Annotated in this window: 23 protein-coding genes and 1 pseudogene; 16 read left to right on the top strand and 8 right to left on the bottom strand. The window is 65.0% G+C overall.

Annotated features, from left to right (window positions below):
• Nucleotides 1-12: 12 nt before the first annotated feature.
• The 5 genes from mmsB (at nt 13) to SO180_RS29110 (ending at nt 5,502) form a co-directional block, all read left to right on the top strand.
• Complete coding sequence (mmsB, locus tag SO180_RS29130; RefSeq protein WP_449382271.1) at nt 13-915, top strand: 3-hydroxyisobutyrate dehydrogenase; 903 nt, start codon at nt 13-15, stop codon at nt 913-915.
• Between the two features lie 132 nt (nt 916-1,047).
• Complete coding sequence (locus SO180_RS29125) at nt 1,048-2,763, top strand: AMP-binding protein (RefSeq protein WP_449382270.1); 1,716 nt, start codon at nt 1,048-1,050, stop codon at nt 2,761-2,763.
• Nucleotides 2,764-2,768: 5 nt separating this feature from the next.
• Nucleotides 2,769-3,248, top strand: a complete 480-nt coding sequence (locus SO180_RS29120) for a MaoC family dehydratase (RefSeq protein ID WP_449382269.1) — start codon at nt 2,769-2,771, stop codon at nt 3,246-3,248.
• Between the two features lie 119 nt (nt 3,249-3,367).
• Nucleotides 3,368-4,285: an SDR family NAD(P)-dependent oxidoreductase gene (locus tag SO180_RS29115; RefSeq protein WP_449382268.1), complete on the top strand. Its 918-nt coding sequence runs from the start codon at nt 3,368-3,370 to the stop codon at nt 4,283-4,285.
• Complete coding sequence (locus SO180_RS29110; RefSeq protein WP_449382295.1) at nt 4,282-5,502, top strand: BaiN/RdsA family NAD(P)/FAD-dependent oxidoreductase; 1,221 nt, start codon at nt 4,282-4,284, stop codon at nt 5,500-5,502. Before SO180_RS29115 ends, SO180_RS29110 begins: the two co-directional genes overlap by 4 nt.
• 108 nt (nt 5,503-5,610) lie before the next feature.
• Here SO180_RS29110 and SO180_RS29105 read toward each other — a convergent pair whose 3' ends face one another.
• The 3 genes from SO180_RS29105 to SO180_RS29095 all read right to left on the bottom strand — a co-directional run bounded on the left by SO180_RS29105 (nt 5,611) and on the right by SO180_RS29095 (nt 8,928).
• Nucleotides 5,611-6,552, bottom strand: coding sequence for an alanine racemase (locus SO180_RS29105; RefSeq protein WP_449382267.1), 942 nt, complete (start codon nt 6,550-6,552; stop codon nt 5,611-5,613).
• A gap of 64 nt (nt 6,553-6,616) precedes the next feature.
• Nucleotides 6,617-8,428: an ABC-F family ATP-binding cassette domain-containing protein gene (locus SO180_RS29100; RefSeq protein ID WP_449382266.1), complete on the bottom strand. Its 1,812-nt coding sequence runs from the start codon at nt 8,426-8,428 to the stop codon at nt 6,617-6,619.
• 2 nt (nt 8,429-8,430) lie between these two features.
• Complete coding sequence (locus SO180_RS29095; protein ID WP_449382265.1) at nt 8,431-8,928, bottom strand: YaiI/YqxD family protein; 498 nt, start codon at nt 8,926-8,928, stop codon at nt 8,431-8,433.
• A gap of 103 nt (nt 8,929-9,031) precedes the next feature.
• On the opposite strand from SO180_RS29095, the gene SO180_RS29090 reads away from it, so the two are divergent.
• Nucleotides 9,032-9,832, top strand: a complete 801-nt coding sequence (locus SO180_RS29090) for a hypothetical protein (RefSeq protein WP_449382264.1) — start codon at nt 9,032-9,034, stop codon at nt 9,830-9,832.
• A 167-nt stretch (nt 9,833-9,999) separates the two neighbouring features.
• Here SO180_RS29090 and SO180_RS29085 read toward each other — a convergent pair whose 3' ends face one another.
• The gene (locus SO180_RS29085; protein ID WP_449382263.1) at nt 10,000-12,369 is read right to left on the bottom strand and encodes a xanthine dehydrogenase family protein molybdopterin-binding subunit; all 2,370 of its coding nucleotides are present in this window, start codon (nt 12,367-12,369) and stop codon (nt 10,000-10,002) included.
• Between the two features lie 215 nt (nt 12,370-12,584).
• Here SO180_RS29085 and SO180_RS29080 point away from each other — a divergent pair, with 215 nt between their 5' ends.
• From SO180_RS29080 to SO180_RS29065, 4 genes are all read left to right on the top strand, one after another.
• Nucleotides 12,585-13,664, top strand: a complete 1,080-nt coding sequence (locus tag SO180_RS29080; protein ID WP_449382262.1) for a Ppx/GppA phosphatase family protein — start codon at nt 12,585-12,587, stop codon at nt 13,662-13,664.
• Between the two features lies 1 nt (nt 13,665).
• Nucleotides 13,666-14,346 (top strand): RlmE family RNA methyltransferase, encoded by a 681-nt coding sequence (locus SO180_RS29075; RefSeq protein ID WP_449382261.1) that lies wholly within the window; start codon nt 13,666-13,668, stop codon nt 14,344-14,346.
• 145 nt (nt 14,347-14,491) lie between these two features.
• Nucleotides 14,492-14,902, top strand: a complete 411-nt coding sequence (locus tag SO180_RS29070; RefSeq protein ID WP_449382260.1) for a GFA family protein — start codon at nt 14,492-14,494, stop codon at nt 14,900-14,902.
• 136 nt (nt 14,903-15,038) lie between these two features.
• A complete protein-coding gene (locus SO180_RS29065; protein WP_449382259.1) occupies nt 15,039-15,500 on the top strand; it encodes a VOC family protein in 462 nt (153 codons plus the stop codon).
• Between the two features lie 410 nt (nt 15,501-15,910).
• On the opposite strand, the gene SO180_RS29060 is transcribed toward SO180_RS29065, so the two are convergent.
• Complete coding sequence (locus SO180_RS29060; RefSeq protein ID WP_449382258.1) at nt 15,911-17,404, bottom strand: MFS transporter; 1,494 nt, start codon at nt 17,402-17,404, stop codon at nt 15,911-15,913.
• Between the two features lie 162 nt (nt 17,405-17,566).
• Here SO180_RS29060 and SO180_RS29055 point away from each other — a divergent pair, with 162 nt between their 5' ends.
• The 4 genes from SO180_RS29055 (at nt 17,567) to SO180_RS29040 (ending at nt 21,242) form a co-directional block, all read left to right on the top strand.
• Nucleotides 17,567-17,815 carry a hypothetical protein gene (locus SO180_RS29055; protein WP_449382257.1) on the top strand — a complete coding sequence of 83 codons (249 nt, stop codon included), beginning with the start codon at nt 17,567-17,569 and terminating at the stop codon, nt 17,813-17,815.
• 186 nt (nt 17,816-18,001) lie between these two features.
• Nucleotides 18,002-19,495: an IMP dehydrogenase gene (gene guaB / locus SO180_RS29050; protein WP_449382256.1), complete on the top strand. Its 1,494-nt coding sequence runs from the start codon at nt 18,002-18,004 to the stop codon at nt 19,493-19,495.
• Nucleotides 19,496-19,782: 287 nt separating this feature from the next.
• Nucleotides 19,783-20,805, top strand: coding sequence for an NADP-dependent oxidoreductase (locus tag SO180_RS29045; protein WP_449382255.1), 1,023 nt, complete (start codon nt 19,783-19,785; stop codon nt 20,803-20,805).
• Nucleotides 20,805-21,242, top strand: coding sequence for a hypothetical protein (locus tag SO180_RS29040; RefSeq protein ID WP_449382254.1), 438 nt, complete (start codon nt 20,805-20,807; stop codon nt 21,240-21,242). The genes SO180_RS29045 and SO180_RS29040 overlap by 1 nt, the downstream gene beginning before the upstream one ends.
• 112 nt (nt 21,243-21,354) lie before the next feature.
• Here the strand turns inward: SO180_RS29040 and SO180_RS29035 are convergent, their stop codons facing one another.
• The 3 genes and pseudogenes from SO180_RS29035 to SO180_RS29025 all read right to left on the bottom strand — a co-directional run bounded on the left by SO180_RS29035 (nt 21,355) and on the right by SO180_RS29025 (nt 22,810).
• Nucleotides 21,355-21,699, bottom strand: coding sequence for a RidA family protein (locus SO180_RS29035; protein ID WP_284265801.1), 345 nt, complete (start codon nt 21,697-21,699; stop codon nt 21,355-21,357).
• A gap of 59 nt (nt 21,700-21,758) precedes the next feature.
• Nucleotides 21,759-21,950: pseudogene (locus SO180_RS29030) on the bottom strand (transporter substrate-binding domain-containing protein); the annotation flags it as partial.
• An 11-nt stretch (nt 21,951-21,961) separates the two neighbouring features.
• Nucleotides 21,962-22,810, bottom strand: a complete 849-nt coding sequence (locus SO180_RS29025; RefSeq protein ID WP_449382253.1) for a metallophosphoesterase family protein — start codon at nt 22,808-22,810, stop codon at nt 21,962-21,964.
• Between the two features lie 200 nt (nt 22,811-23,010).
• Between SO180_RS29025 and SO180_RS29020 the strand changes: the two genes are divergently transcribed.
• Nucleotides 23,011-23,433 carry an MAPEG family protein gene (locus SO180_RS29020; protein WP_449382252.1) on the top strand — a complete coding sequence of 141 codons (423 nt, stop codon included), beginning with the start codon at nt 23,011-23,013 and terminating at the stop codon, nt 23,431-23,433.
• Nucleotides 23,434-23,467: 34 nt separating this feature from the next.
• Nucleotides 23,468-24,769: an RsmB/NOP family class I SAM-dependent RNA methyltransferase gene (locus tag SO180_RS29015; protein ID WP_449382251.1), complete on the top strand. Its 1,302-nt coding sequence runs from the start codon at nt 23,468-23,470 to the stop codon at nt 24,767-24,769.
• The last annotated feature ends 207 nt before the right edge of the window (nt 24,770-24,976 follow it).

Raw genomic sequence — 24,976 nt, 5'->3', positions numbered from 1 at the left:
AACGGCTTTCAAGTGGAGGAAACGAAGATGGCCACGATCGCATTCATCGGTCTCGGCAACATGGGCGGCCCGATGGCGGCCAACCTGGTCAAGGCCGGCCACAAGGTGGTCGCGTTCGATCTCGTCGAGGCCTCGCGCAACCAGGCCAAGGCCGACGGCGCCAGCATCGCTGAGAGCGCAGCCGGTGCCGTGAAGGGTGCCGATGTCGTCGTCACCATGCTGCCGGCCGGCAAGCATGTCCTGGCGGTCTGGAACGACATTGTGCCGGCGATGAGCAAGGGCGTACTGATCATCGACAGCTCGACGATCGACGTTGAGAGTGCGCGGCAGGCACATGCGCTTGCCGGCAAGCAGGGCGTGCTCTCGGTCGATGCGCCGGTTTCCGGCGGCACCGGTGGCGCGAAGGGTGCGACGCTTACCTTCATGTGCGGCGGCGACGAGAAGGCCTTCGCGGCGGCAAGACCTGTGCTCGAGAAGATGGGCAAGAAGATCGTCCATTGCGGCGGCGCCGGCGCCGGCCAAGCGGCAAAGATCTGCAACAACATGATCCTCGGCATTTCCATGATCGCCGTGAGCGAGGCCTTTGCACTCGCCGAGAAGCTTGGCCTCTCACACCAGGCGCTGTTCGATGTGGCCTCGACCTCGTCGGGACAGTGCTGGTCGCTGACGACCTATTGCCCGGTGCCGGGACCGGTGCCGACCTCGCCCGCCAACAACGACTACAAGCCTGGTTTCGCCTCGGCGCTGATGGTGAAAGACCTGACCCTGGCCCAGGACGCCGCGAAGGCCGCGGGCGCCGCAACCCCGCTCGGCAAGCATGCGCAGGAGATCTATCAGTCTTTCGACGCAGCCGGTCACGGCGGGGTGGATTTTTCCGGAATTATCAAGCACGTTCGCAGCCTCGCTGGACAATAGCGAGGCTTTGCTCGTAGCCCGGATGGAGCGAAGCGAAATCCGGGACGGCTTCTTCGAATCGCGTAGCCGGCCTCGCGTTGCGCTTTGCTCCATCCGAGCTACGCTCGAAGGTCAATTCGACGGACTCGGATCATGACGACATTTCAGGAAGCGCGCGCGTTTCTGCTAGAGCACCGCACGGATCACATTGCCGCGGTCAAAGGCTTCCGCTGGCCCGATCCGGTTCCCTTCAACTGGGCGCTCGACTGGTTCGATGCCGAGCTGGCGGTGAACGATGAAAGCAGGGATCGGCCCGCGCTCTGGATCGTCGATGCCGCGCAGGATCGGCAGACCAAGCTGTCCTTTGCCGCGCTGTCGCGCCGCTCCAACCAGGTTGCCAACTTCCTGCGCGCGCAGGGCCTGAAGCGCGGCGATCATCTCCTGCTGTTGCTTGGCAACGTCGTTCCACTCTGGGAGACCATGCTTGCGGCGATGAAACTTGGCGTCGTCGTGATTCCAGCCACGACGCTGCTCACAGCGGATGAGCTGCGCGATCGTCTCGATCGCGGCAAGGCGAAGGCGGTGGTCGCGGCGCAGGATCAGGTCGCGAAGTTTGCTGGCCTCGGTGCGGACGGGCTCGTGCGCATCGTCGTCGGGGCTGCCGATGATTGGCTCTCCTATGACGAGGCGGCGAAGGCCTCGGAGAGCTTTGCATCCGACGGGCCGACCAACGCCGACGATCCAATGCTGCTCTATTTCACCTCGGGCACCACGGCAAAGCCAAAGCTCGTGCGGCACAGCCAGCGCAGCTATCCCGTCGGTCATCTCTCCACGATGTACTGGCTGGGCCTGCAGCCCGGCGACGTCCACCTCAACATCTCCTCGCCCGGCTGGGCCAAGCACGCCTGGAGCTGCTTCTTCGCGCCGTGGAATGCCGGCGCCACTGTCTTCGTGGTCAACCAGCCGCGCTTCGACGCAAAAGGTCTCCTCGCCACCATCGGCCGCTGCGGCGTCACCACGCTGTGCGCGCCGCCGACCGTGTGGCGGCTGTTCATTCAGGAGAACCTCGCCGCGTTCAAGGTGTCCTTGCGTGAAGCCTGCGGCGCCGGCGAGCCGCTCAATCCTGAAGTCATCGACCAGGTGCGAGCCGCCTGGGGCCTCACCATCCGCGATGGCTACGGCCAGACCGAGACGACGGCGCTTGCCGGCAACTCGCCGGGCCAGAAGGTCAAGATCGGTTCGATGGGCCGGCCGCTGCCGGGCTTTCGCGTGCAGATCAGCGATGCCGACGGCAATCCCGCGAAGGAGGGCGAGGTGACGCTCGTGCTCGGCGACAGCCGTCCCGCCGGGCTGATGCAGGGCTATCAGGGCGACGACGGCAAATTGTCGGGCGTCGAGGGCGAGCTCTATCGCAGCGGCGACGTGGTGTTCGCTGACGAAGAGGGCTATCTCACCTTCGTCGGCCGCTCTGACGACGTCTTCAAATCCTCCGACTACCGTATCAGCCCGTTCGAGCTCGAGAGCGTGCTGCTCGAGCATGAGCTGGTCGCTGAAGCTGCCGTGGTGCCGAGCCCGGATCCGATCCGGCTTGCCATCCCCAAGGCTTTCGTGCTGCTGACCTCGGGCGCCGAGCGTTCGCCGGAAACGGCGCTGTCGATCTTCAAACATCTGCACGCGCGCCTTGCGCCATTCAAGCGCATCCGCCGCATCGAGATCGTTACCGAGCTGCCGAAGACGATCTCTGGAAAAATCCGCCGCGTGCAGCTACGCAGGCTCGAACGCGACGACGATCGCGGCGATCCGCTGCGCGGCCGGGAATTCCGCGAGGAGGATTTTCCTGAGCTGCCCAAAGCAAGAAGCGAGACCTGAAGCGAATGAACGAAGTCTGGAAGAAGCCGCCGATCACGCTGGAGGCCTATCAGGCCCTGGTCGGCAAGGAGGTTGGCGTGTCGTCGTGGCACCTGATCGACCAGCCGCGCATCGATACCTACGCCGATGTGATCGAGGATCACCAGTTCATCCATGTCGATCCCGAGCGCGCCAAGAAGGAGACCGCTTTCGGCACCACGATCGCGCATGGCTTCCTGACGATGTCGCTGCTGTCCATCATGTCCTACGAGGTGATGCCGGCGATCATCGGCACCACGATGGGCGTGAACTACGGTTTCGACAAGCTGCGCTTCATCTCGCCGGTGCGTTCGGGCAAGCGCGTCCGCGGCCGGTTCGTGCTCGCCGAAGCCAAGCTCCGCAAGCCCACGGAATTGCAGTCTCGCACCAATGTCACGGTGGAGATCGAAGGCGAGGACAAGCCGGCGCTGGTCGCCGAATGGCTCGGGTTGATCTATTTCGCCTGAACGTACCCGTCATCGCCGGGCTTGACCCGGCAATCCATCGCTGCTCAAAGGCCTGTCAATTCTGATGGATGGCCGGGTCGAGCTCGGTCATGACGATCTAACATCCAGGAAGCATTCCCATGGCAATCAGGTTTGACGGACGCGTCGCCATCGTCACCGGCGCGGGCAATGGTCTGGGGCGGGCGCATGCTCTGGGGCTCGCGAGCCGCGGGGCCAAGGTCGTGGTCAACGATTTCGGCGGCGCGCGCGACGGCACCGGAGCCTCGCTGTCGCCGGCCGAGGCCGTCGTCGAGGAGATCCGTAAATCGGGCGGCACCGCGATGGCCGACGGCGCCGATGTCTCCAATTTCGAGCAGGTCACTGCGATGGTCGAGCGCGCCACCAAGGAGTGGGGCAGCGTCGATCTGCTCTGCGCCAACGCCGGCATCCTGCGCGACAAGTCGTTCGGCAAGATGGAAGCGGCCGACTTCCAGAAGGTGCTCGACGTGCATCTCGTCGGCACCTTCTACTGCTGCAAAGCGGTGTGGGCCGGCATGCGCGACCGCAACTACGGCCGCATCGTGCTGACGACGTCGTCGTCCGGACTCTATGGCAATTTCGGGCAGGCCAATTACGGCGCGGCGAAATCCGGCATGGTCGGCCTGATGAACGTACTGGCCGAAGAGGGCCGCAAGACCGACATCCGCGTCAACATCATCTCGCCGACGGCCGCCACCCGCATGACCGAAGAGCTGCTGCCGCCGCAGGCGTTGCAACTGATGAGACCGGAGGCGATCACGCCGGCAGTCGAATACATGCTCAGCGAGGACGCCCCGACCCGCACCATCATGGGCGCCGGCGCGGGCTCCTTCGCGGTGATCAGGATCGTCGAGAGCGAAGGGATCAACCTGGCGCAGTCGGATTGGACGCCGGACGCGATCGCCGCGCGTTTTGCAGAGATCAGCGACATGTCGAAGGCCAAGGCGCTGCAAGGCGCATTCGAGCAGACGCAGAAGTACGTCGCACAGGCGGCCGCGCGCGCGGGGGTAAAACTCTGACCAACGTCGCTGTCATCGGCGCCGGTCCCGCCGGGCTGATGGCGGCGGAGGTGTTGGCAGCGGGCGGCGCTGCCGTCACCGTCTATGACGCCATGCCCTCTGCGGGGCGCAAATTCCTGATGGCCGGCCGCGGCGGGCTCAACCTCACGCATAGCGAGCCGCTGCCGCAGTTCATCGCACGCTACCGCGAGGCGGCACGGAAGCTGCAAGCCGCAATCGACGCGTTTCCGCCGGACGCGTTGCGTGAATGGTGCGAGGCGCTGGGTGAGCCGACCTTCGTCGGCACCAGCGGGCGTGTGTTTCCGAGGGCGTTCAAGGCCTCGCCCCTGCTGCGGGCCTGGTTACGCCGGCTCGACGCCGGCGGCGTTCGGTTTGCGTTTCGCCACCGCTGGACCGGATGGGATGATGGGGGGCCGCTGTTGTTTCTGGCGCCGAAGGGCCCCTCCGCCATCGGGGCCGACGCCACCGTGCTCGCACTGGGCGGCGCAAGCTGGCCGCGCCTCGGCTCTGACGGCGGCTGGGCAAGTACGCTTGCCGGGAAGGGTGTGACGATTTCACCGTTACGGCCTGCGAATTGCGGCTTCGATGTCGCCTGGTCCGAGGTGTTCCGGACGCGCTTCGAAGGCCAGCCGCTGAAAGGCATTGCCCTCGTCTTCGGCGGACACGCGGTGCGCGGCGAGGCGATCATCACCCGTACCGGCATCGAAGGCGGCGCGATCTATGCGCTGTCGGCCGAATTGCGCGAGACGATTGCGGGTAAAGGCGAGGCGGTTCTGCACGTCGCACTGCGGCCAGATCTCGATCGAGGCCAGCTCGCCAACCGGCTCTCCGCTCCGCGCGGCAAACAGTCGGTCTCCAACTTCCTGCGCAAAGCTGCTCAGCTCTCGCCGGTTGCCGTTGGCCTGCTGCAAGAGGCAGCGATCAAGGAGGGCCTATCGCTCTCATCACAGCCGCCCGAGCGGCTCGCCGACTTGATCAATGCCGTGCCGGTCAGGCTCATCGGCGTGGCCGCAATCGCACGTGCGATCTCCAGCGCCGGGGGCATTTCGTTCGACGAACTCAATGCGGACTTCATGATCCGCAAATTGCCAGGCGTCTTCGCCGCCGGTGAGATGCTGGATTGGGAAGCGCCCACGGGGGGCTATCTCTTGCAGGCGTCGTTCGCGACCGGCGTTGCCGCGGGGCGGGGCGTGTTGAAGTGGCTCTCGAAATCGTAGGTGGTCAAAGCGGAGCGTGCCCACCTCTTCTGTCGCAATCTTTGAGAGATGGTGGGCACTGCGCTGCGCGCCTTTGCCCACCCTACGGCTGAATCCCCCCGGGGGCGCCTACCTAAGCTTCCCGCGCGCAGCCACTGGCAGCGTTCCAATGATCTCGTCGCCGCGCACCATCACGACCTCGTCCATCATGTTGACGACGACGCAAACATGATTGGGCACGATGCGGACGACATCGCCGACATTCGGCCGCGTATTGCTGCGGGAGAGATCGAGAAAACCATGCTCCTCGGCGAAGCGCGCGATCTTGGCTTCGGGGTGCTCCAGGATCAGGCCATGGCCGTCGAGCCCGCCGGTATCCGTGGTCAACGTCTTCGAGCCGGCATCGAGGATGCCGCGCTCGGGCGCGGCGCGGCTGACGACGGTGGAGTAAATTTGGAGCGCGCAGTCGTCCCAGGTGGCGGAGCCGGCCGCCACCTGCATGCGGTCGTTGTAGATATAGGTCTGTCTCTTATACACAGTCGGATAGAGCATGAAGCCGGCAAATTGCAGTCCCCTGGAGGCGGCGATCTCGCGCGCCAGCGCAATCGCCTCGGCCGGTGTCTCGACGCCCGCGCGCTTGCGCCCCGTGTCGCATTCGACGACGACCGACAGCGGCCGGCCAGAGGCCGCGGCCGCCTTGGGCAATCCCGCAATCACGGTGGAGTTGTCGGCTGCCACCGTCATGTTGGCCTTGGTTTGCAGCGCCCCCAGGCGCGCCATCTTCTCCTCGCCAAGCAGATTGTAGCTGATCAGAATGTTGTCGATGCCGGCATTGGCCATGATCTCGGCCTCGCCGAGCTTCTGGCAGGTGATGCCTTTCGCGCCGGCCGCGACCTGCATCTTTGCCAGCGTCGGATTCTTGTGCGTCTTGATGTGTGGACGGTTGGCAACGCCCGCGTCGTCGCAGGCCTTCTGGATCCGCGCGATGTTGCGCTCGACCTTGTCCATGTCGATGACGGCGCAGGGCGTGCCATATTCACGAGCGATCTTGGCGGCGAGGGGCGTTGTCATGGGAATCCTTTAGTTGGCACGTATTTCCATCGCAAAACCGGTGCCCATTTTTGCGGAATACGCGCTATGCCTGTTCGATCTCTTCGCGGAGCATTTCCAATTCAAGCCAGCGTTCTTCCGCGGCGGAAAGTTCCTCATGCGCTTTGGCGATCGCGGCAGATGTATCGTCGAATTTCTTGCGATCCTTGGCGTAGAGATTGGGATCGTCAAGCACGTGCTGAAGCTCTGCGATGTCGGCATGCAGGGTGTCGATCTTCTTCGGTAGCGTTTCCAGCGCGTGCTTCTCGTTGAAGCTCAGCCGCCGTTTTGGCGCGGACGTCGGGGCAGCGGGGCGATCTTCCTTCTTCTCGGCGGGAGCTTGCGCCTTCACTGTCTCGCGCTTCAGGTCGGCGCCGCGCTGCGCCAGCATGTCGCTGTAGCCGCCGGCATATTCGATCCATCGGCCGTTGCCCTCGGGCGCGATCACCGATGTCACGACGCGGTCGAGGAAGTCTCGGTCGTGGCTGATCAGGATCACCGTGCCCTCGTAATCGCCGAGCATCTCCTCGAGCACGTCGAGCGTTTCGAGGTCGAGATCGTTGGTCGGCTCGTCCAGCACCAGGAGGTTCGACGGCTTCGCCAATGCGCGCGCCAGCATCAGGCGGCCGCGCTCGCCACCCGAGAGCACTTCCAGCGGCGTGCCCCGCTGCTCCTGTGCGAACAGAAAGTCCTTCATGTAGCCGACCACGTGTTTCGGCTTGCCGCCGACCACGACGTGATCGCCGCGGCCGCCGGTGAGCGCCTCGGCGAGCGTCGATTTGGGATCGAGGCTCTCGCGATGCTGGTCGAGCGTCGCCATCTCGAGATTGGCCCCCAGCCGCACGGTGCCGGAGTCCGGCTCTGTCCCGCCGGTCAAAAGATTGACCAGCGTGGTCTTGCCGGCGCCGTTCGGCCCGATGATGCCGAGCCGGTCGCCGCGCTGGATGCGGGTGGAGAAATTCTCGACGATCCTGCGCTCACCATAGGCCTTGGTGATGCCCTTTGCCTCGATCACCAGCTTGCCGGAGGCCTCTGCTTCCGCGGCGGCGAGGTTGGCGCTGCCTGCCGTGCCGCGATAATTGCGGCGCTGCGCGCGCAGCGCATGCAGATTGGCGAGCCGCTTGACGTTGCGCTTGCGCCGGCCCGAGACGCCGTGGCGCAGCCAGTGCTCCTCGTCGACGATCTTGCGGTCGAGCTTGTGCTGGTCGCGCTCTTCCTCGGCCAGCACCTCGTCGCGCCAGGCCTCGAACGAGGCAAAACCGCGATCGATCTGCTTGATCCTGCCGCGATCGAGCCATGCGGTCGAGCGCGAGAGATTGGAGAGGAAGCGGCGGTCGTGGCTGATCAGCACCAGCGCGCTGCGCCGGCTGTTGAGCTCCTGCTCCAGCCATTCGATGGTGGTGAGGTCGAGATGATTGGTCGGCTCGTCCAGCAGCAGGATATCGGGCGAGGGCGCCAAAACCCGCGCCAGCGCCGCGCGGCGCGCCTCACCGCCGGAGAGATTGGCCGGATTCTCCTCGCCGGTGAGCCCGAGCTGCTCCAGCAGATAGCGCGCCTGATGGTGGTCATCGCCGGGCGCGAGCCCGGCCTCGACATAGGCGAGTGTCGTCGCATGATCGCCGAAATCCGGCTCCTGCGGCAAATAGCGGATAGTCGAGCCGGGCTGCACAAAGCGCGTGCCGCCGTCCGGCTCGACGAGACCGGCCGCGATCTTGAGCAGTGTCGATTTGCCGGAGCCGTTGCGCCCGATCAGGCAGACCCGCTCGGACGGCGCGACGTTGAGCTCGACGCTCGTGAGCAGAGGCGTGCCGCCAAATGTGAGGCGGATGTCTTTCAGCTGGATCAGCGGCGGCGCCATGCTCAGCCCTTGACCGTTGCGGCCTGCTCGGCTCGGCGGCGCTGGATGCGGCGGATGGTCTGGTCCAGCGCGGACAGGAATGCGGAGCGATCGCGCGGCGCGAACGATCTCGGGCCGCCGGTGACTTCGCCAGCCGAGCGCAGATCTGTCATGAGGTTGCGCACCGCGAGCGTCATGCCGATCGACTCCTCGGTGAACGGCTTGCCGTTCGGCGCGATGACGTCGGCCCCCGTCTTCACGCAGCGGCTCGCGAGCGGGATGTCGGCGGTGATCACGATATCGCCGTCACCGGCCCGCTCCGCGATCCAGTCGTCAGCAGCGTCCATCCCTGCGCCCGCGGCGATGCGCTCGATCAGCGGGTCCTGGGGCACACGGATGAAATTACCCGCGACCACGCTCACGGGCACGCCATGCCTGACAGCGACGCGATAGATCTCGTCCTTGACCGGACAGGCGTCGGCGTCGACATAGATGCGGGGCGTGGCTGCAGGGCTCGTCATCGGCCGCGTGGTACCGCATTCGCCGCTCAAAGGCGAGGGGATTGACCGGGGTTCCTGCAGGCCTACGATCGGCCTCTGAAGCAGCAAAAATCAGGGCGACAGCATGCCGACCCGGCTCGAAACCTACCGTGTTGAGGCCTACAACACCGCCAAACAATCTGAAAACAAGATGCACGACGACACCGTGGCGCGCCGCTTCGGCTTTTCCGGCGGGCTGGTCCCCGGCGTTGACGTCATTGCCTACATGATGCACGTGCCGGTCGCCCGCTGGGGCCGCGATTTCCTCGGCCGCGGCCTGATCGAGGCGCGCTTCGTCAAGCCCGTCTATGACGGCGAGACGGCCGACGTCGACGCGGTCGAGCACAACGGCGTGCTCACGATCGAGGTGTTTTCACGCGGAGAGCTCTGCGCGACCGGAGCGGCGTCACTGCCCGAGTCCGCTCCCGCGCTCGTTCTGGCCGACTATCTCGAGGTCCCCGCCGTGGCCGAGCGCAAGCCCGTCAATGCGGTCACCTTCGAGGTTGGCAGATGGTTCGGCACCGCGCCGCGCTGCTGGGCGGGAGAGACGGCTGCGGAGTATCTCGCTGAGGTCAGGGAGGCCGATCCGATCTTCGCGCGGGAAGGACTTGGTCATCCCGGTCTGATCCAGCGCGTCATGAATCGCGTGCTGGTCGACAACACGGTTCTCGGACCATGGATCCATGTCGGCAGCCGCATGCAGTTGCTGTCGGCCGCGCGCGCCGGCGACGAGATCACGGCGCGGGCAAGGGTCACCGCGAACTACGAGAAGAAGGGCCACCGCTTCGTCGAGCTCGACGCGCTGGTCGTTGCCAACGGCAACACACCGCTCGCCCACTGCCAGCACATCGCGATCTACCAGCCGCGGGAGCAGGCGGCGGCGTAACGCGGGAAGGGGCAGGTGGGTGCCTCTCACTCGCTGTCATGCCCCGCGAAGGCGGGGCATCCAGGATTCCAGAGACATCGAGATCTATTACGACGGCTGCGGCGTACTGGATCGCCCGGGCAAGCCGGGCGATGACAGTGGTAGGTGTGAGGCGAAAATGCCGTCCCTCACGCCGTCCCCTTCGCGTCCTGAATCGCCCGCCACACGCGCTCCGGCGTCAGGGGCATGTCGATGTGCTTGATGCCGTAGTCGGAGAGCGCGTCGACCACCGCGTTCACCACCGTCGACAGGCTGCCCGCGCAGCCAGCCTCGCCGCAGCCCTTGGTGCCGAGCGGATTGCTCGTGGCCGGCACCGGGTGATCACCGACGCTCATGAACGGAACGTCCTCCGCGCGCGGCAGCGCGTAGTCCATCAGCGAACCCGTGATCGGCTGACCGCTCTCGTCGTAACGGACATGCTCCATCAGCGCCTGGCCGATGCCCTGGACGACGCCGCCGTGGAGCTGGCCCGCGACCAGCATCGGATTGATCACCGTGCCGAAATCATTCACCGCGCTATAGCGCACGATCTCCACCACGCCGGTGTCCGGATCGATCTCGACCTCCGCGACGTGGCAGCCGTTCGGGAAGGCCGACGGCACCGGCTCGGTGGTGTGGTCGACGTCGAGCGAGGAGGGCACGCCCTCCGGCACCTTGCCGTCATGCAGGCGCTTGGCCAAGTCCATGATGTTGATGCTGCGGTCGGTGCCCGCGATGGTGAAGCGGCCGTCGGCGAACTCGATGTCGGCCTCGGACGCCTCCATGAAATGCGCCGCGGCGCGCTTGCCCTTCTCGATGACGAGGCGGGAGGATTCCACGATCGCCATGCCGCTCGCGGTGATCGAGCGCGAGCCACCGGTGCCGTTGCCGGTGTGCACGATGTCGCTGTCACCCTGCACGAGTTTCACGTTCTCGAAGGGCACGCCAAGCTGCGCGCACAGCACCTGCGTGAACGGCGTCGCGTGGCCCTGGCCGTAGTCGAGCGTGCCGGTGATGAGCTGCACCGTGCCATCGGGATCGAACACGATCTTGCCGAGCTCGACGCCGGGAGGGGCGGTGACCTCGAGATAGGAGCCGATGGCGATGCCGCGCAGCTTGCCGCTCTTCCTGCTCTCCTTCTTGCGCTTGGAGAAGCTCTCATAGTCCGACAGCTCCAGCGCCTTGTTGAACACGGCCTGGAAGTCGCCGCTGTCATAGGTCACGCCGGAGGAAGCCGGGAACGGCATCTGGTTCGGCTTGATGAAGTTGCGCTTGCGCAAGGTCAGCCGGCTGATCCCCATCTCGTCGGCGGCGCGGTCGATCAGCCGCTCCATGTAGTAGTTCGCCTCGGGCCGGCCGGCGCCGCGATAGGCGCCCATCAAGGTGGTGTTGGTCAACACCGTCTTGATGTCGACCGCCATCAGCGGCGTGCGGTAGACGCTGGAAAAGTTCTTGCCGGTGTTGAGTGAGAGCGGGCTCGGCGCGACGCCGGTGATGTAGGCGCCGAGATTGCCGTAGCCGGAGAGCTTTGCTGCGAGGAAATGACCCTCGGCATCGAGCGCCAGCTCGGCGTGGATCTTCTGGGCGCGGCCGTGGCTGTCGGAAAGGAAGCTCGTCGAGCGCTCGTCGGTCCACTTTACCGGACGGCCCAGCGTCTTCGCCGCAAACAGGATGCACATGTATTCGGGGTAGTTGATGTTCTTCATGCCGAAGGAGCCGCCGACATTGGCGGTGAGAATGCGCACCTTGTCGTTCGGCACCTTGAGGTTCTTGGCGAGATTGGCGCGGTTGCCCGAAACGCCCTGCGTCGGCACCTGGATCGTGTAGCGCTCAGTCTTCTTGTCGTAGGAGGCGAGCCCCACGCGGGGCTCCATCGAGACCACGGCGACGCGGGTATTCTCGATGTCGAGCCTGGTCACATGCGCGGCGCTGGCGAAGGCCGCCTCGACCTTCTCGGCATCGCCAAAGTGATAGTCGAGCGCGACGTTGCCGGGGATGTGGTCGTAAAGCTGCGGCGCACCTGTTTGCGCGGCTTCCTCGGGATCGGTGACCGCGGGCAGGGGCTCGATGTCGGCCTCGACGGCTTCCGCGGCATCGCGCGCCTGGGCCAGCGTTTCCGCCACCACGAAGGCGATGGGATCGCCGACGAAGCGGACCTTGTCGGTCGCAAGCGGCTGGCGGTTGGTCTGGAGCAGCGGCGAGCCGTCGCGGTTCTTCAGCGGCAGGCCGCAGGTGAACGGGCCGTAGCCGGCGGCGTCAAGGTCGGTGCCACTCCACACGCCCAGCACGCCCGGCATCGCCCTGGCCGCCTCGGTGCCGATGCCACGGATCACGCCATGGGCGTGGGTCGAGCGAACGATCACGGCATAGGCCTGGCCCGGCAGGTTGAAATCGTCGGTATAGCGGCCCAAGCCGCGGACCAGCGTATCGTCCTCCTTGCGCCGGACCGGCTGTCCGACGCCGTATTTTTGCAGTGCAATAGCGTTTTCGAGCGAAGACGATTTGGTGTGTTCTTGCATTGAAATGACCTGAAAAGCCGGCTTTTGCGCGGGTTTCGCGGGCGGCGGAAGGCCCGGACCCCCGTTCAGATAACGCACGGGCCCGTTCACGACAACGCACGAATAGGCATGGTCCCATTGTGATGGGTTGTTGCGCGAGGCCCAAGCGCTGCTAAAGTTTCCCGCGAAAAAGCAATTCCGGGTCGGCCCTTTCGGGCCGTGGAAAGACAGTTTGTATGAATGACCACACGCGGCTCCGCGACGGCCTTGCGCCGCACGGAGAGCTGGGGACGATGGCTGCGGCGGCACTGGCCGTCGAACCGACCGCCGTCCCTGCGCAAATGTCGGGAACCGGCGTCTACGCGGCGCTGGACCTCGGCACCAATAACTGCCGCTTGCTGATCGCCTGTCCGACCAATGACGGGTTTCGCGTGGTCGATTCCTTCTCGCGCATCATCCGGCTCGGCGAGGGTGTTTCGGCCACCGGCTGCATCAGCGAGGCCGCGATCGAGCGCGCCATCGCGGCGCTCAGCATCTGCCGCGACAAGATCGAGCTGCGCAAGGCCAAGCGGCTGCGGCTGATCGCCACCGAGGCCTGCCGCGCCGCGTCGAACGCGGAAGGCTTTCGCAGTCGCGTCGCGGCAGAGACGGGCATCGAGCTCGAGGTGATCGACCGCGAAACCGAGGCCGCGCTCGCCGTGCTCGGCTGCTCGCCGCTGGTCGACCCCAGGGGGCGCGGCGCGATCCTGTTCGACATCGGCGGCGGCTCGACCGAGCTGGTGCGTATCGAGCGCGACCCGGCCGACGAGAATCCGCAGCCGCGCATAAAGGCCTGGATGTCGATTCCGCTTGGCGTCGTCACGCTGGCCGAGCACTTCGGCGGCCGCGACGTGACGCGGAAGACCTATGCGGCGATGGAAGAGGAGGTCGCCCGGCATGTCGCCCCCTTTGCCGAGGAGCATGGCCGCGATCTCGCCGACATGCATCTGCTCGGCACCTCGGGCACGGTGACGACGCTCGCCGGCATTCACCTCAATCTCGCGCGCTACGATCGCCGTCGCATCGACAGCATCTGGATGGACGATGCCGACATCACGGCAACCATCAACAGGCTGCTCGGCATGAGCTATGAGGAGCGCGCGGGCAACAATTGCATCAGCATCGAGCGCGCCGATCTCGTGCTCGCCGGCTGCGCCATTCTCGATGCCATCCGCCGCGCCTTCCCGCTGCCGCGCCTGCGCGTCGCTGACCGCGGCCTTCGCGAGGGCATGCTGGTCGAGATGATGCGCGAGGACGGCGCGCTCAGGAGCTGGTGAGATGGCGAAAGACACCACCGGCCGCTTGCACGTCCAGGTCAAGACCGGCGGCAAGCGCAAGCTGTCGTCGAAGCTTTGGTTGGAGCGCCAGCTCAACGATCCCTATGTCGCCAAGGCCAAGGCACAAGGCTATCGCTCGCGGGCCGCGTTCAAGCTGCTCGAGATCGACGACAAATTCCGCCTTCTCAAGCCCGGCATGGCCGTGGTCGATCTCGGCGCCGCGCCCGGCGGCTGGAGCCAGATTGCGGCCAAGCGCGTCGGCTCGGTCGACGGCAAGGGCAAGGTCGTCGCGATCGATCTGTTGGAGATGCCGGAGATTCCCGGCGTCGATTTCGCGAAGCTCGATTTCATGGACAACGCGGCGCCGGACAAGCTCACCGCGATGCTGGGCGGCGGCGCCGACATCGTGATGTCCGACATGGCCGCCAACACCACCGGCCACCGCAAGACCGACCAGCTCCGCATCGTGGGTCTCGTCGAGACAGCAGCGGCCTTTGCCTGTGACGTGCTGAAGCCCGGTGGGACGTTCCTCGCCAAGACATTCCAGAGCGGCGCCGACGCCGAGCTGCTCGCCCAGCTCAAGCGCGATTTTGCGACCGTGCGGCACGTCAAGCCGGCGGCGAGTAGGCAGGACTCGTCGGAGCGCTACGTGCTGGCGACGGGGTTCCGCGGCAACAACTAGGGCGCGACCGTCATTCACCAGCCCGCTCGTGGCGTCAGCGAAGTAGCGGACAGAGACTTCATTGAGATCCGCTACTGACGTTGAGCCCTTCATTTTGATCCATTGCGGACCTTGTGCCCAGCGCTACTGTGCCAGGAAGGAAGCAATGGAGTCTACGATGGATGCCAAGTGCCAGTGCGGGCAGCTCTCCGTGAATTTACCGGGCCCGAGCTCGTCGGTTGTCGCTTGTCATTGCAGCGACTGTCAGCGGCGAAGCGGGTCGCCGTTCGGCGTACTAGCCTACTACTCCAATGATAGCGTCAAGATCACAGGCGAGGCGACCCGCTATGAGAGGCCGACTGCAACAGGTAGCACGTTCGAGACATTCTTCTGCCCAACCTGCGGGTCTACCGTCTATGCCCGTGCCGGAAAGCATCCCACCTTGATCGGGATCGTTGTCGGGGCGATATGCGATCCAACATACCCGGCTCCCGTTCGGTCAGTTTGGGAGGAAGGCAAGCACGATTGGGTTGTGATCCCTGAGCCCGTTCAACACTTTCCACGAGGACGGTCGTAGTGGGATGGCCCAACTCGAACTTCTGGCGAGGTCGGCTATTGCGCCGCTATCTGAGGTGCAGCGGACCTAAGCATGCCCAGACTATTGTTCGTAAAATTGATCATTGCGAAAATGGATATTTGCGGGAGGACCGAGCATGCAAATCAATGGCGTTGCCCACACATTCATCACGGCTGGAAATTTTCCAGCCGCACGTGCCTTCTACGGACAACTACTACCGTTTATGGGCCTTACGATCGTGGCCGACACGGTGAACACCTTCTATTGTGTCGGCGGCCGTACGGGATTTGGCGTTCATGCGCCCGCGGAGGAGTATGTTGGCCAACGATTCCGCCAGGGCTCCGTTGGATTGCATCACCACTGTTTCCGCGCGCGAGAGCGTGCCGATGTCGACGAGGCGTATGACTTCCTCGTAAAGATCGGCGTACATATCATCCACGAACCGCGAGACGACAGTTTTGCTCCCGGCTACTACTCGGTGCTGTTCGAGGATCCAGACGGCACGAGGCTGGAGATCAATCATGTTCCCGGCAAAGGGCTGCTCGCTCCAGGAACACAGATTGGCGGCGGCTACGTGGATGGAACGCAGAACGGGTAACGGCTTCAAATGATCAAGCTCAAGGCGCCGAGGCGCTCGGCCTAACCCGTGCGCCGACGCTGCCCTACGCCCAATTGAATGCCGCTTTCGGACGGGTCCTTTAGACTTTCGCGAATTGCGCCACGGTCGCATATTGCCAATGATTTGCCCGACGCGTCAAGCGAGTTCGAAAAATACGAAGTAGGTCGCGGCGCTCCCTGCTACTTTGCATGGGTTATTTTCCGGATTTTTGGCGAGCCGCTTCCGAAACGGCTCGACGCTGCGCGAGAGTAGTGAATTCAGGCGGCTGACCCTCACCCTGAGGAGCCGCGTAGCGGCGTCTCGAAGGGCGAGGCCACCGGCGGGGCCTTCATCCTTCGAGACGCGCGTTCCGCGCTCCTCAGGATGAGGGATTGGCACTCTGCTTTCGCCTACCCCAGGCGCTGATCCCGCATGTCCTGCGTATCCTCCGTCGCCGCCTTGACGGCGGCGCTCGCCGCGCTCTTGGCGGCGCCCTTGCGGCTGGCGATCTCGACCGCCTTGCGGCCGGAGATCTCGTGGCCGGCGTCCTGAGGCATCTGCCAGAAGAACCAGCTCGAGGCCGCCGACGTCAGCGCGACGACGATGAAAGCGGGCCAGAACACGGTGGCGTCGATCTCGGTGACGTGGCGGAACCACATCGTCGATTCCACCGAGAAGGCGCCGACCGCGACTCCAGCGGAGACGGCGAGTTGCTGGTTCACGCTGACGAGCGTGGTCGCGCGGCTCATCTGCGGAGCCTCGACTTCCGCATAGGCAACCGTGTTGATCGCGGTGAACTCCAATGAGCGGAAGAAACCGCCGACCACGAGGATGACCATGATGATGAGCAGCGGGGTCGTCACCGTGAACAGCGCGCATACGCCGAGGAAGAATGCGCTGATGATCGCATTCACCGTCATCAGGTTGCGGAAGCCGAAGGCGCGGATGAGGCGCGCGGCCAGCGTCTTCATGCCCATGGCGCCAAGCGAAGAGGCGAAGGTCACGAGGCCCGAATGGAACGGCGTCAGCCCGAAGCCAATCTGCATCAGAAGCGGCAGCAGGAATGGCAGCGCGCCGATGCCGAGCCGGAACATGAATCCGCCGATGACGGCCGCGCGCAGCGTCGCGAGATTCAGCAGCGAAAAGTCCAGCACCGGCGATCCGGTTTTCCGCGCATGCACGACGTAGAGCGTCATCGAGATCGCGCCGCCCGCGACCAGCGCGAGCACGGTGCTCCAGGGCAGCAGATTGAGGCCCGCGACCGACAGGCCGAAGGCAATACCGGCAAGTCCAATGCCCGCGAGCAGCATGCCCTTGAGATCGAACGGCTCCTGCGCCTCGCTCTTGATCGGATCGATGTAGCGCAGCGCCATGAAGATGCCGAGCAGACCGATCGGCAGGTTGATCAGGAAAATCCAGTGCCACGACGCGTAGGTCGTGATGAAGCCGCCGAGTGGCGGGCCGACCACAGGACCGATCAGCGCGGGAACGGTGACCCAGGCCATGGCGTTGACGAGGTCGCTCTTGTCGATCGAACGCAGCAGCACGAGCCGCCCGACCGGCGTCATCATCGCGCCGCCCATGCCCTGGAGAATGCGCGCGAACACGAAGTCGACTACTGAGCCCGACAGCGCGCAGCCGACCGAGCCGACCATGAACACGCCCACCGCGATGGCAAACACCAGCCGCGCGCCAAACCGGTCGGCGGTCCAGCCGCTCGCGGGGATGAACACCGCCAGCGACAGCAGATAGGAGGTGATCGCGAGCTTCAGCGTCAGCGGGCTCGTGCCGATGTCGGCGGCGATCGCGGGCAGGGACGTCGCGATCACCGTCGAGTCCATGTTTTCCATGAACAGGGCGGTCGCTACGATCAGCGGGATCACGCGTTGCTTGTTGACCGACATGACGGATATTTAATGGAAAATCGGAAGGAGAGGTGAGCGATGCGGCTTAACACCGTCGCTGCTTCGAGACCATTGCGGAACCGCGCATAGCACCTAAATCCTGCGTGACGGTGCGGCCCCCAGACTGTGTCCCGGGTTGCAGCGCCTGCTGGAGATCCCGCGATGATCTACATCCTTGCCGCGCTTCTTCCGCCGATCGGGCTGCTCCTGAACGGGCAGCCGTTCTCGGCGATCTTCAACCTCGTCCTGTGCGTGGTTTGCGTGATTTTCGGCCTGGTTTTCCATATTTTGCTGCTGGTCCCGTCGGCGCATGCGGTCATCGCGGTGCACATGAAGCGGGAGGACCGGCGGCATCGGGAGGTCGTGGACGCGATTCGCCAGCACGGCCCGCCGCCAGGTTATCCGCGCTAAAGGCGCAAAAAAGCCTGTGCATGGCTGGCAATCGGGCCGAATTGCTTTGATTCGTCACCCGGCCGTGCTATCGACCGGCGTCAACCCCACCGATGGGCTCCGATTCGACGGTGCTGCCGCAAGGTACGCCGAGGGCGGCGCTCATCCATAAGCATTTGCGGCACGGCCGCAGGAAGGAGTTGGCATATGGCCACGGTGCAACTTCAAGGCATCCGCGAAGCCTTTACGTTCGACGACGTGCTGTTGAAGCCGGGCCTCTCGGACGTGCTTCCATCCGAGGTCGACATCCGCTCTCGCGTCACGCGCGCCATTCCGCTCAATATCCCGATCATGGCTTCCGCCATGGACACCGTCACCGAGGCCCGCATGGCGATCGCCATGGCGCAGGCCGGCGGCCTCGGCGTCATCCACCGCAATTTCGATCCCGAAGGGCAGGCCGCGCAGGTGCGGCAGGTCAAGCGATACGAGTCGGGCATGGTGGTGAACCCGCTTACCATCAGCCCCGACGCCACGCTGGACGACGCGCTCAAGCTGATGAGCGATCACGGCATCTCCGGCATTCCCGTCGTCACCGGCGCGGGCAAGACCACGCCGGGCAAGCTGGTCGGCATCCTCACCAACCGCGACGTGCGCTTTGCCACCGACCGCCGGCAAAAAGTCTCCGAGCTGATGACGCACGAAAATCTCGTCACGGTACGAGAGAATGTCAGCCAGGATGAAGCGAGGCGAATGCTGCACAAGCATCGCATCGAAAAGCTGCTCGTCGTCGACGACCAGTATCGCTGCGTCGGCCTGATCACCGTCAAGGACATGGAGAAGGCGGTCGCCCATCCACTCGCCTGCAAGGACGCGCAGGGCCGCCTGCGGGTCGCTGCCGCGACCACCGTCGGCGATACCGGCTTCGAGCGCACCGAGCGGCTGATCGACGCCGGCGTCGATCTCGTCGTCGTCGACACCGCGCACGGTCACTCCCGTCACGTGCTCCATGCCGTCAACCGCATCAAGCGTCTGTCCAACTCGGTGCAGGTCGTCGCCGGCAACGTCGCGACCGAAGACGGCGCGCAGGCGCTGATCGATGCGGGCGCGGACTGCATCAAGGTCGGCATCGGCCCGGGCTCGATCTGCACCACGCGTATCGTCGCTGGCGTCGGCGTGCCGCAGCTCACCGCGATCATGGATGCGGTGGAAGCGGCGAAGAAGGCGGACATTCCCGTGATCGCCGACGGCGGCATCAAGTTCTCCGGCGACCTCGCGAAAGCGCTCGCGGCCGGTGCCGACATTGCGATGGTCGGCTCGCTGCTCGCTGGCACCGACGAAACGCCCGGCGAGGTGTTCCTGTGGCAGGGCCGCTCCTACAAGGCCTATCGCGGCATGGGCTCGGTCGGCGCGATGGCGCGCGGCTCGGCCGATCGCTACTTCCAGCAGGACATCAAGGACACCCTGAAGCTCGTGCCCGAAGGCATCGAGGGCCAGGTGCCTTACAAGGGGCCGGTCGGTAACGTCATGCATCAGCTCGCCGGCGGCCTGCGCGCCGCGATGGGCTATGTCGGCGCGCGCGACATGAAGGATCTGCATGAGAAGGCGCGTTTCGTCCGCATCACCGGCGCGGGCCTGCGCGAAAGCCACGTCCACGACGTCACCATCACGCGCGAAGCCCCGAACTATCCGGGCGGGGGTTAGGCGTCCGGGCTGCGCGCTGGTTTTCGCGCGCTCGCCTCGCGTATCGCTGTCATGCTCCGCGCAAGCGGGGCATCCAGTACGCCGCGGCTTCTCCGTATCCATCACCGCCTCTGAAATACTGGATCGCCCGCTCCAGTGCGCAATTGCGCACAAGGCGGGCGATGACACCGAGAATATTGTGAGCGCGTGCGCGCCACCGTCATCCCCCAATCTAGTCCTTTTGTATTGACGCGCCTCGTTCCCTCCGTTTCGCTCGCTATGACGAATAAAACAGTGAGGAAGCCATCATGTCCCAAGGCAAGCGCATCGTTCTCGCCGCGCGTCCCGTTGGCGAGCCAAAGCCGTCTGATTTCCGCATCGAGGAATTCGCAGTCCCAACGCCGGGCGCAGGCGAGGTGCTGTTGCGCACGATCTGGCTGTCGCTCGATCCCTATATGCGCGGGCGCATGAGCGAAGGTCCGTCCTATGCCGCGCCGGTGCCGATCGGCGGCGTGATGGAGGGCGAGACGGTCAGCGAGGTGATAGCCTCCAACAATGCCGATTTCGCCAAGGGCGACATCGTGCGCACGCGCGCCGGATGGCTGACGCATGCGGTCTCGAACGGCAAGGGACTGATCAAGGTCGATCCGAAGCTGGCGCCGATCTCGACCTCGATCGGCGTGCTCGGCATGCCCGGCATGACCGCCTATACGGGCCTGCTCGACATCGGCAAGCCGCAAGCCGGCGAGACCGTCGTCGTGGCCGGCGCCTCCGGCGCGGTGGGCTCGGCCGTCGGCCAGATCGCGAAGATCAAGGGCGCACGTGCAGTCGGCATCGCCGGCGGCAAGGACAAGTGCGACTACGTTGTGAAGGAGCTCGGCTTCGATGCCTGCGTCGATCACCGCGAAACCGATCTCGCGGCCAGGCTGAAGGACGCATGCCCCAAGGGCATCGACGTCTATTTCGAGAATGTCGGCGGCGCGGTGTTCGAAGCGGTCTTCCCGCAGCTCAATGCCTTCGCTCGCGTGCCGGTCTGCGGCCTGATCGCGCATTACAACGACACCGAGGCCAAGCCGCCGAAATGGGCAGCCAGCATGATGCGCGCGACGCTGACCAAGCGGCTGACCTTCCGCGGCTTCATCGTCAGCGACTTTGCCGCCCGCCACGGCGACTTCCTGCGCGACATGTCCGCCTGGGTCCGCGAGGGCAAGGTCAAGTACAAGGAGTTCGTCACCGAGGGCCTGGACAGTGCGCCCGGCGCCTTCATGGGCCTCCTGAAGGGCGCCAATTTCGGCAAGCAACTCGTTCGGGTCGGGCCGGATAAGACTTGATGGGCGGTCGCCGGCCTCCGCGCGCCGGCGCCTGGTTCACAAAGAGTCACCAATCGGCAACACCGGCCCGTAAAAGCCGCAGGTGTGACCCTCCGTTCATTGACGGGCCGGCGAAGGCATTGAATCATCGCGCATATTTTGGTGCGATGATGTTAGAGATTGGTATTTTCAGCGTAATTGTGCTGGCCGCCGGCTATTGGGCGACCATGTTCATCATGGGCCGTCACGACGACGTGCTGCATGGCAAGTTCGTTCACAGCGATGATGAGGCCGAAAGCACGGCAGCCGCAGCGCTGTCTCCGCCGCCATTTCCGGCCCGGCCGGTCTTTCCCAAGCGCCCCGCGCCGCGGGTGGTCGTGAGTGCAAAGCCCGTGAACAGCGACGCCCTGCAATCGCTGCTGGCCGCGATCCAGCAGGATCTGAGGGATGTCGCGTAAGCGTTAGACGCTGCCGCGCTCGACCAGGATCTCGTGAAAAAGTGCGGTATGCATGGATGGCCTCAGGGCCGCGTCGTCGCCGACGCCGGCCGAAGGCTGGAACAAAGGGCCTTTAGAGCAAGGCGACTGCGGTCATCTCGACGCGCAGATCGGGATCTGCGAGACGGGCTTCGACACAGGCGCGCGCAGGCGGATTGGCCGGATCGATCCAGGCGTCATAGACCGAGTTCATGGTGTCGAAATCGGTGATGTGCGGCAGGAAGACGTTGACCGCCACGAGCTTGGAGCGATCGGAGCCGGCTTCCTTCAGCAGCGCGTCGATCTTGGCGAGCACCTGCTGGGTTTGCGACACGATGCCGGCCTTGCGGTCATCGGCGACCTGACCGGCAATGTGCACCATGCCGCCGGCGGCGACGGCCTGGCTCATACGGGGGCCGACGACGTAACGTTTGATCATCTGAATTCTCCTCGTGAAGGTGAGCTCCCGCGCACGGCGCGCAGGAGCGTTGCCCAAGCTTACAATGTCGGCAGCAACTGTTCTTCCTTGAACCATTTGAGATGCAGCGCGCCGAGCTTGCCGTTGAGCTTGTTCGTGAAGATGTCGGTGTTGATCCAGTTGAGCAGGTTCTGCTCACCCTGGCGCACGCCGACATGGGCCGGCGACTGGCGGATCAGGAATTTCAGCTCGACCTCCTTGGTCGCGTTCTGAAGAGCGCGGCCTAGGGATGAGGCTGGCCCATCTGCGCCAGCAATTCCTCGATGTCGACGTCGACCTGTCCGGCCGCCCTGACGTGGCGCACCTCAAAACCGTCGGGCTGAAAGCGGTATTCGACCAGTCCGGTCTCCTTGATCCCGATCCGCACCTGGCGCGTATCGCTGGAGATCACGAAGCCGGCGGAGGGCGCCCAGACATGCCTTGTGCGGCCATAGGTGAAATCGCGCCGCTGATGGACGTGCCCGCTGGCGACGAGGCGGACATCGGCGCCAGCCATCATCTCGATCAGGCGCTGCCGCGCCGGCTGGGGCACGTAGCGGATCGCGGTGTCGACGGTCTCGGGGTCGTCGGGTCTGTTCAAGAACAGCGGCTTGTGCACAAAAAGCGCGATCGGCTTGCCGTCTGCGCGAGACAATTGCGAGGCGAGCCAGTCGAACTGCTCGGGCTCGAACCCAAGTCCCGAATTCATCACCAGCGAGTTGAGGCCGATGAAACACCAGCCGGCCGCCTCGAACTGCCAATGGTCGTGGCCGAAGACGGAGCAGAATTGCCGGCGGTGCGCTTCGTCCACCGGAGGCGCGGGTGCGGGCCCGATCGCGGTCGGATTGTCGCCGATGTCGTGATTGCCCGGCAGATAGCGGCACGGCGCGGGCAGCGCGTCGTGAAGGGTTTTTGCAAACTCCATGTCGTCGCGGCTGGTCGGGCCGTCGAAGGACACATCGCCAGTGTTGACGACGAGATCGGGCCGGGCGGCGTCGATGTGCCCAGCGACCCGCTGGAAGTTCGCGATGAGGCCCGGGAAGCGGCGGCCAAGGTGCGTGTCTGAGATCTGCGTCAGGCGGAATTCGGACATGGCGCCATGTTAGTCCCGACAGACGTCGGAACCGTGACGGTCACAGCACGCGGCTCGCGCGCGGCGGCGAAGGCCAAAATCGCTTAAACTATCGATAGTTGGTGGCAGATGCGGGAACGGCGGTTCAAGTCGTTGATTGTCAGGGCTAGCGGCGCCGGCTAATGACGGTCTTGCCTCCGCACCAGGCGGAAAGGATTCCGATGTCCGTTCAAATGGTTTTGCTGCCGGTCTTCGCTCAGGTCGCGCTGACTTTCGCGCTCCTGATCTGGATGGCGCTGGCGCGGCGCGAGACGCTGGTCTCCGGCGAGACCAAAATCCGCGACATCGCGCTCGGCGAGCCGAACTGGCCGAAGCGCGCCACACAGATCGCCAATTGCTTTGCCAACCAGTTCGAACTGCCGGTGCTGTTCTACGTGCTGATCGCACTGGCGCTGCCGCTGCGCCATGCCGATCTCTTCATCGTGCTGATGTCATGGGTATTCGTGGTGGCCCGGTTCGTCCATGCCGGCGTCTTCGTCAACTCCAACGACCTCGGCCAGCGCTCGACCGTCTGGCTCGCCGGCATGCTTGTGCTGCTTGCGATGTGGGTCTACTTCGCGCTGAAGATTCTGTTGTTGATCTGACGCTTGGTCGTCAGACTTGATCTGAAAGAGTGAAATGACCCCTGCTGCCCGGCTGTCCGCGGCCATCGAACTGATCGACACCATTGAGAGAGACCGAGTGCCCGCGGCGAAGGCGCTGAAGGAGTGGGGCACTGCGCATCGCTTTGCCGGCTCCGGCGACCGCGCCGCGATCGCCGGCCTCGTCTGGGACGTTCTGCGCCGCTACGCCTCGAGTGCGTATCTCATGGAGTCCGACACGGCGCGCGCCCGCCTGATCGGCATGCTGCGCCTGGAGCGCGACATGGATACCCCGACCATGGCGGCGCTGTTCGACGGCGGCCGCTATGCGCCGGCGCCGCTGACGGAGGCGGAAGCGGCCGCGCTCGCCTCGCGTTCCCTCGAGGATGCACCGGCAGCGGTTGCCGGCGACTATCCCGACTGGCTCGATCCGCACCTTGCAAAAGTGTTCGGCGAGACCCGCGCGGCCGAAGCCGCGGCAATGGCGAGCCGCGCGCCGCTGGATCTGCGCGTCAACACGCTGAAAGGCAGTCGTGACAAGGTCCTCGGCCGATTATCTCATCTGAAGGCGCAGCCGACGCCGTGGTCGCCGAACGGCCTGCGCATCGAGCTTGGCGCCGACGCGCGCAATCCCGGCATCCAGGCCGAGGAGGATTTCATCAAGGGCGCCATTGAAGTTCAGGATGAAGGCTCGCAGCTTGCAGCCTTGTTCACGGCGGCAAAGCCCGGCGAGCAGGTGATCGATCTCTGTGCCGGTGCGGGCGGCAAGACGCTGGCGCTCGCGGCCCTCATGCAGGGCAAGGGGCGCCTGATCGCGACCGACCGCGACAAGCGCCAGCTCGCCCCGATCCATGACCGGCTGTCGCGCGCAGGCGTCCACAATGCGGAGATCCGCACGCCCAAGGGCGAGGCCGATCCGCTCGCCGAGATTCGCGCCTCGGCGGACCTCGTCGTGATCGACGCCCCCTGCACGGGAACCGGCACCTGGCGCCGCAACCCCGACGCCAAATGGCGCATGCGCCCGGGTGCGCTGGAGATCCGGCTGAAGGACCAGGCCGAGGTGCTCGAGCGCGCCGTGCCGCTGGTGAAGGCGGGCGGCCGCATCGCCTACGTCACCTGCTCGGTGCTGTCGGAGGAGAACGGCGAGCAGGTGAGGGCATTCGTGGCGCGCCATCCGGAATTCTCGGTCGTGCCGAGTGAGCAGACTGCGAGCGTGCTTTGGGACAAGGCGGAAGCCTTTGCCGAGGCCGCGCTGCAATCCGACGAAGGCTGGCTGATGACGCCAAGGCGCACAGGCACTGATGGCTTCTTCGTGTCGGTGCTGAAGAAGGCAGCGTAACCCACACCGCCCAAGCGCGATGTGGATCCACAATCACAACTGTCATCGCCCTGCTTGCCGTCTTCGCTGAAGCTTCGCCGGCCCAACACCGGAGCGCCCGGCGAAGCCTTTGGCGCAGCCGGGACAGGGCGATCCAGATGCTATGGGGTAAGCGGCGACTGGGGTAAGCGGCGGTGAGGGTGTGGACACCCCTCGAACGCCGTGATC

The organism is Bradyrhizobium sp. UFLA05-112, from assembly GCF_053572325.1.
The sequence above is the reverse complement of the archived record's forward strand: the minus strand, read 5'-3'. Positions and strand labels throughout refer to the sequence as shown.

Excerpts from the sequence above, each read along its gene's own strand:
- SO180_RS29125 (WP_449382270.1), top strand. The coding sequence starts at position 1,048 with ATGACGACATTTCAGGAAGCGCGCGCGTTTCTGCTAGAGCACCGCACG.
- SO180_RS29120 (WP_449382269.1), top strand. The coding sequence starts at position 2,769 with ATGAACGAAGTCTGGAAGAAGCCGCCGATCACGCTGGAGGCCTATCAG.
- SO180_RS29115 (WP_449382268.1), top strand. The coding sequence starts at position 3,368 with ATGGCAATCAGGTTTGACGGACGCGTCGCCATCGTCACCGGCGCGGGC.
- SO180_RS29105 (WP_449382267.1), bottom strand. The coding sequence starts at position 6,552 with ATGACAACGCCCCTCGCCGCCAAGATCGCTCGTGAATATGGCACGCCC.
- SO180_RS29100 (WP_449382266.1), bottom strand. The coding sequence starts at position 8,428 with ATGGCGCCGCCGCTGATCCAGCTGAAAGACATCCGCCTCACATTTGGC.
- SO180_RS29095 (WP_449382265.1), bottom strand. The coding sequence starts at position 8,928 with ATGACGAGCCCTGCAGCCACGCCCCGCATCTATGTCGACGCCGACGCC.
- SO180_RS29090 (WP_449382264.1), top strand. The coding sequence starts at position 9,032 with ATGCCGACCCGGCTCGAAACCTACCGTGTTGAGGCCTACAACACCGCC.
- SO180_RS29085 (WP_449382263.1), bottom strand. The coding sequence starts at position 12,369 with ATGCAAGAACACACCAAATCGTCTTCGCTCGAAAACGCTATTGCACTG.
- SO180_RS29080 (WP_449382262.1), top strand. The coding sequence starts at position 12,585 with ATGAATGACCACACGCGGCTCCGCGACGGCCTTGCGCCGCACGGAGAG.
- SO180_RS29075 (WP_449382261.1), top strand. The coding sequence starts at position 13,666 with ATGGCGAAAGACACCACCGGCCGCTTGCACGTCCAGGTCAAGACCGGC.
- SO180_RS29070 (WP_449382260.1), top strand. The coding sequence starts at position 14,492 with ATGGAGTCTACGATGGATGCCAAGTGCCAGTGCGGGCAGCTCTCCGTG.
- SO180_RS29065 (WP_449382259.1), top strand. The coding sequence starts at position 15,039 with ATGCAAATCAATGGCGTTGCCCACACATTCATCACGGCTGGAAATTTT.
- SO180_RS29060 (WP_449382258.1), bottom strand. The coding sequence starts at position 17,404 with ATGTCGGTCAACAAGCAACGCGTGATCCCGCTGATCGTAGCGACCGCC.
- SO180_RS29055 (WP_449382257.1), top strand. The coding sequence starts at position 17,567 with ATGATCTACATCCTTGCCGCGCTTCTTCCGCCGATCGGGCTGCTCCTG.
- guaB (WP_449382256.1), top strand. The coding sequence starts at position 18,002 with ATGGCCACGGTGCAACTTCAAGGCATCCGCGAAGCCTTTACGTTCGAC.
- SO180_RS29045 (WP_449382255.1), top strand. The coding sequence starts at position 19,783 with ATGTCCCAAGGCAAGCGCATCGTTCTCGCCGCGCGTCCCGTTGGCGAG.
- SO180_RS29040 (WP_449382254.1), top strand. The coding sequence starts at position 20,805 with ATGGGCGGTCGCCGGCCTCCGCGCGCCGGCGCCTGGTTCACAAAGAGT.
- SO180_RS29035 (WP_284265801.1), bottom strand. The coding sequence starts at position 21,699 with ATGATCAAACGTTACGTCGTCGGCCCCCGTATGAGCCAGGCCGTCGCC.
- SO180_RS29025 (WP_449382253.1), bottom strand. The coding sequence starts at position 22,810 with ATGTCCGAATTCCGCCTGACGCAGATCTCAGACACGCACCTTGGCCGC.
- SO180_RS29020 (WP_449382252.1), top strand. The coding sequence starts at position 23,011 with ATGTCCGTTCAAATGGTTTTGCTGCCGGTCTTCGCTCAGGTCGCGCTG.
- SO180_RS29015 (WP_449382251.1), top strand. The coding sequence starts at position 23,468 with ATGACCCCTGCTGCCCGGCTGTCCGCGGCCATCGAACTGATCGACACC.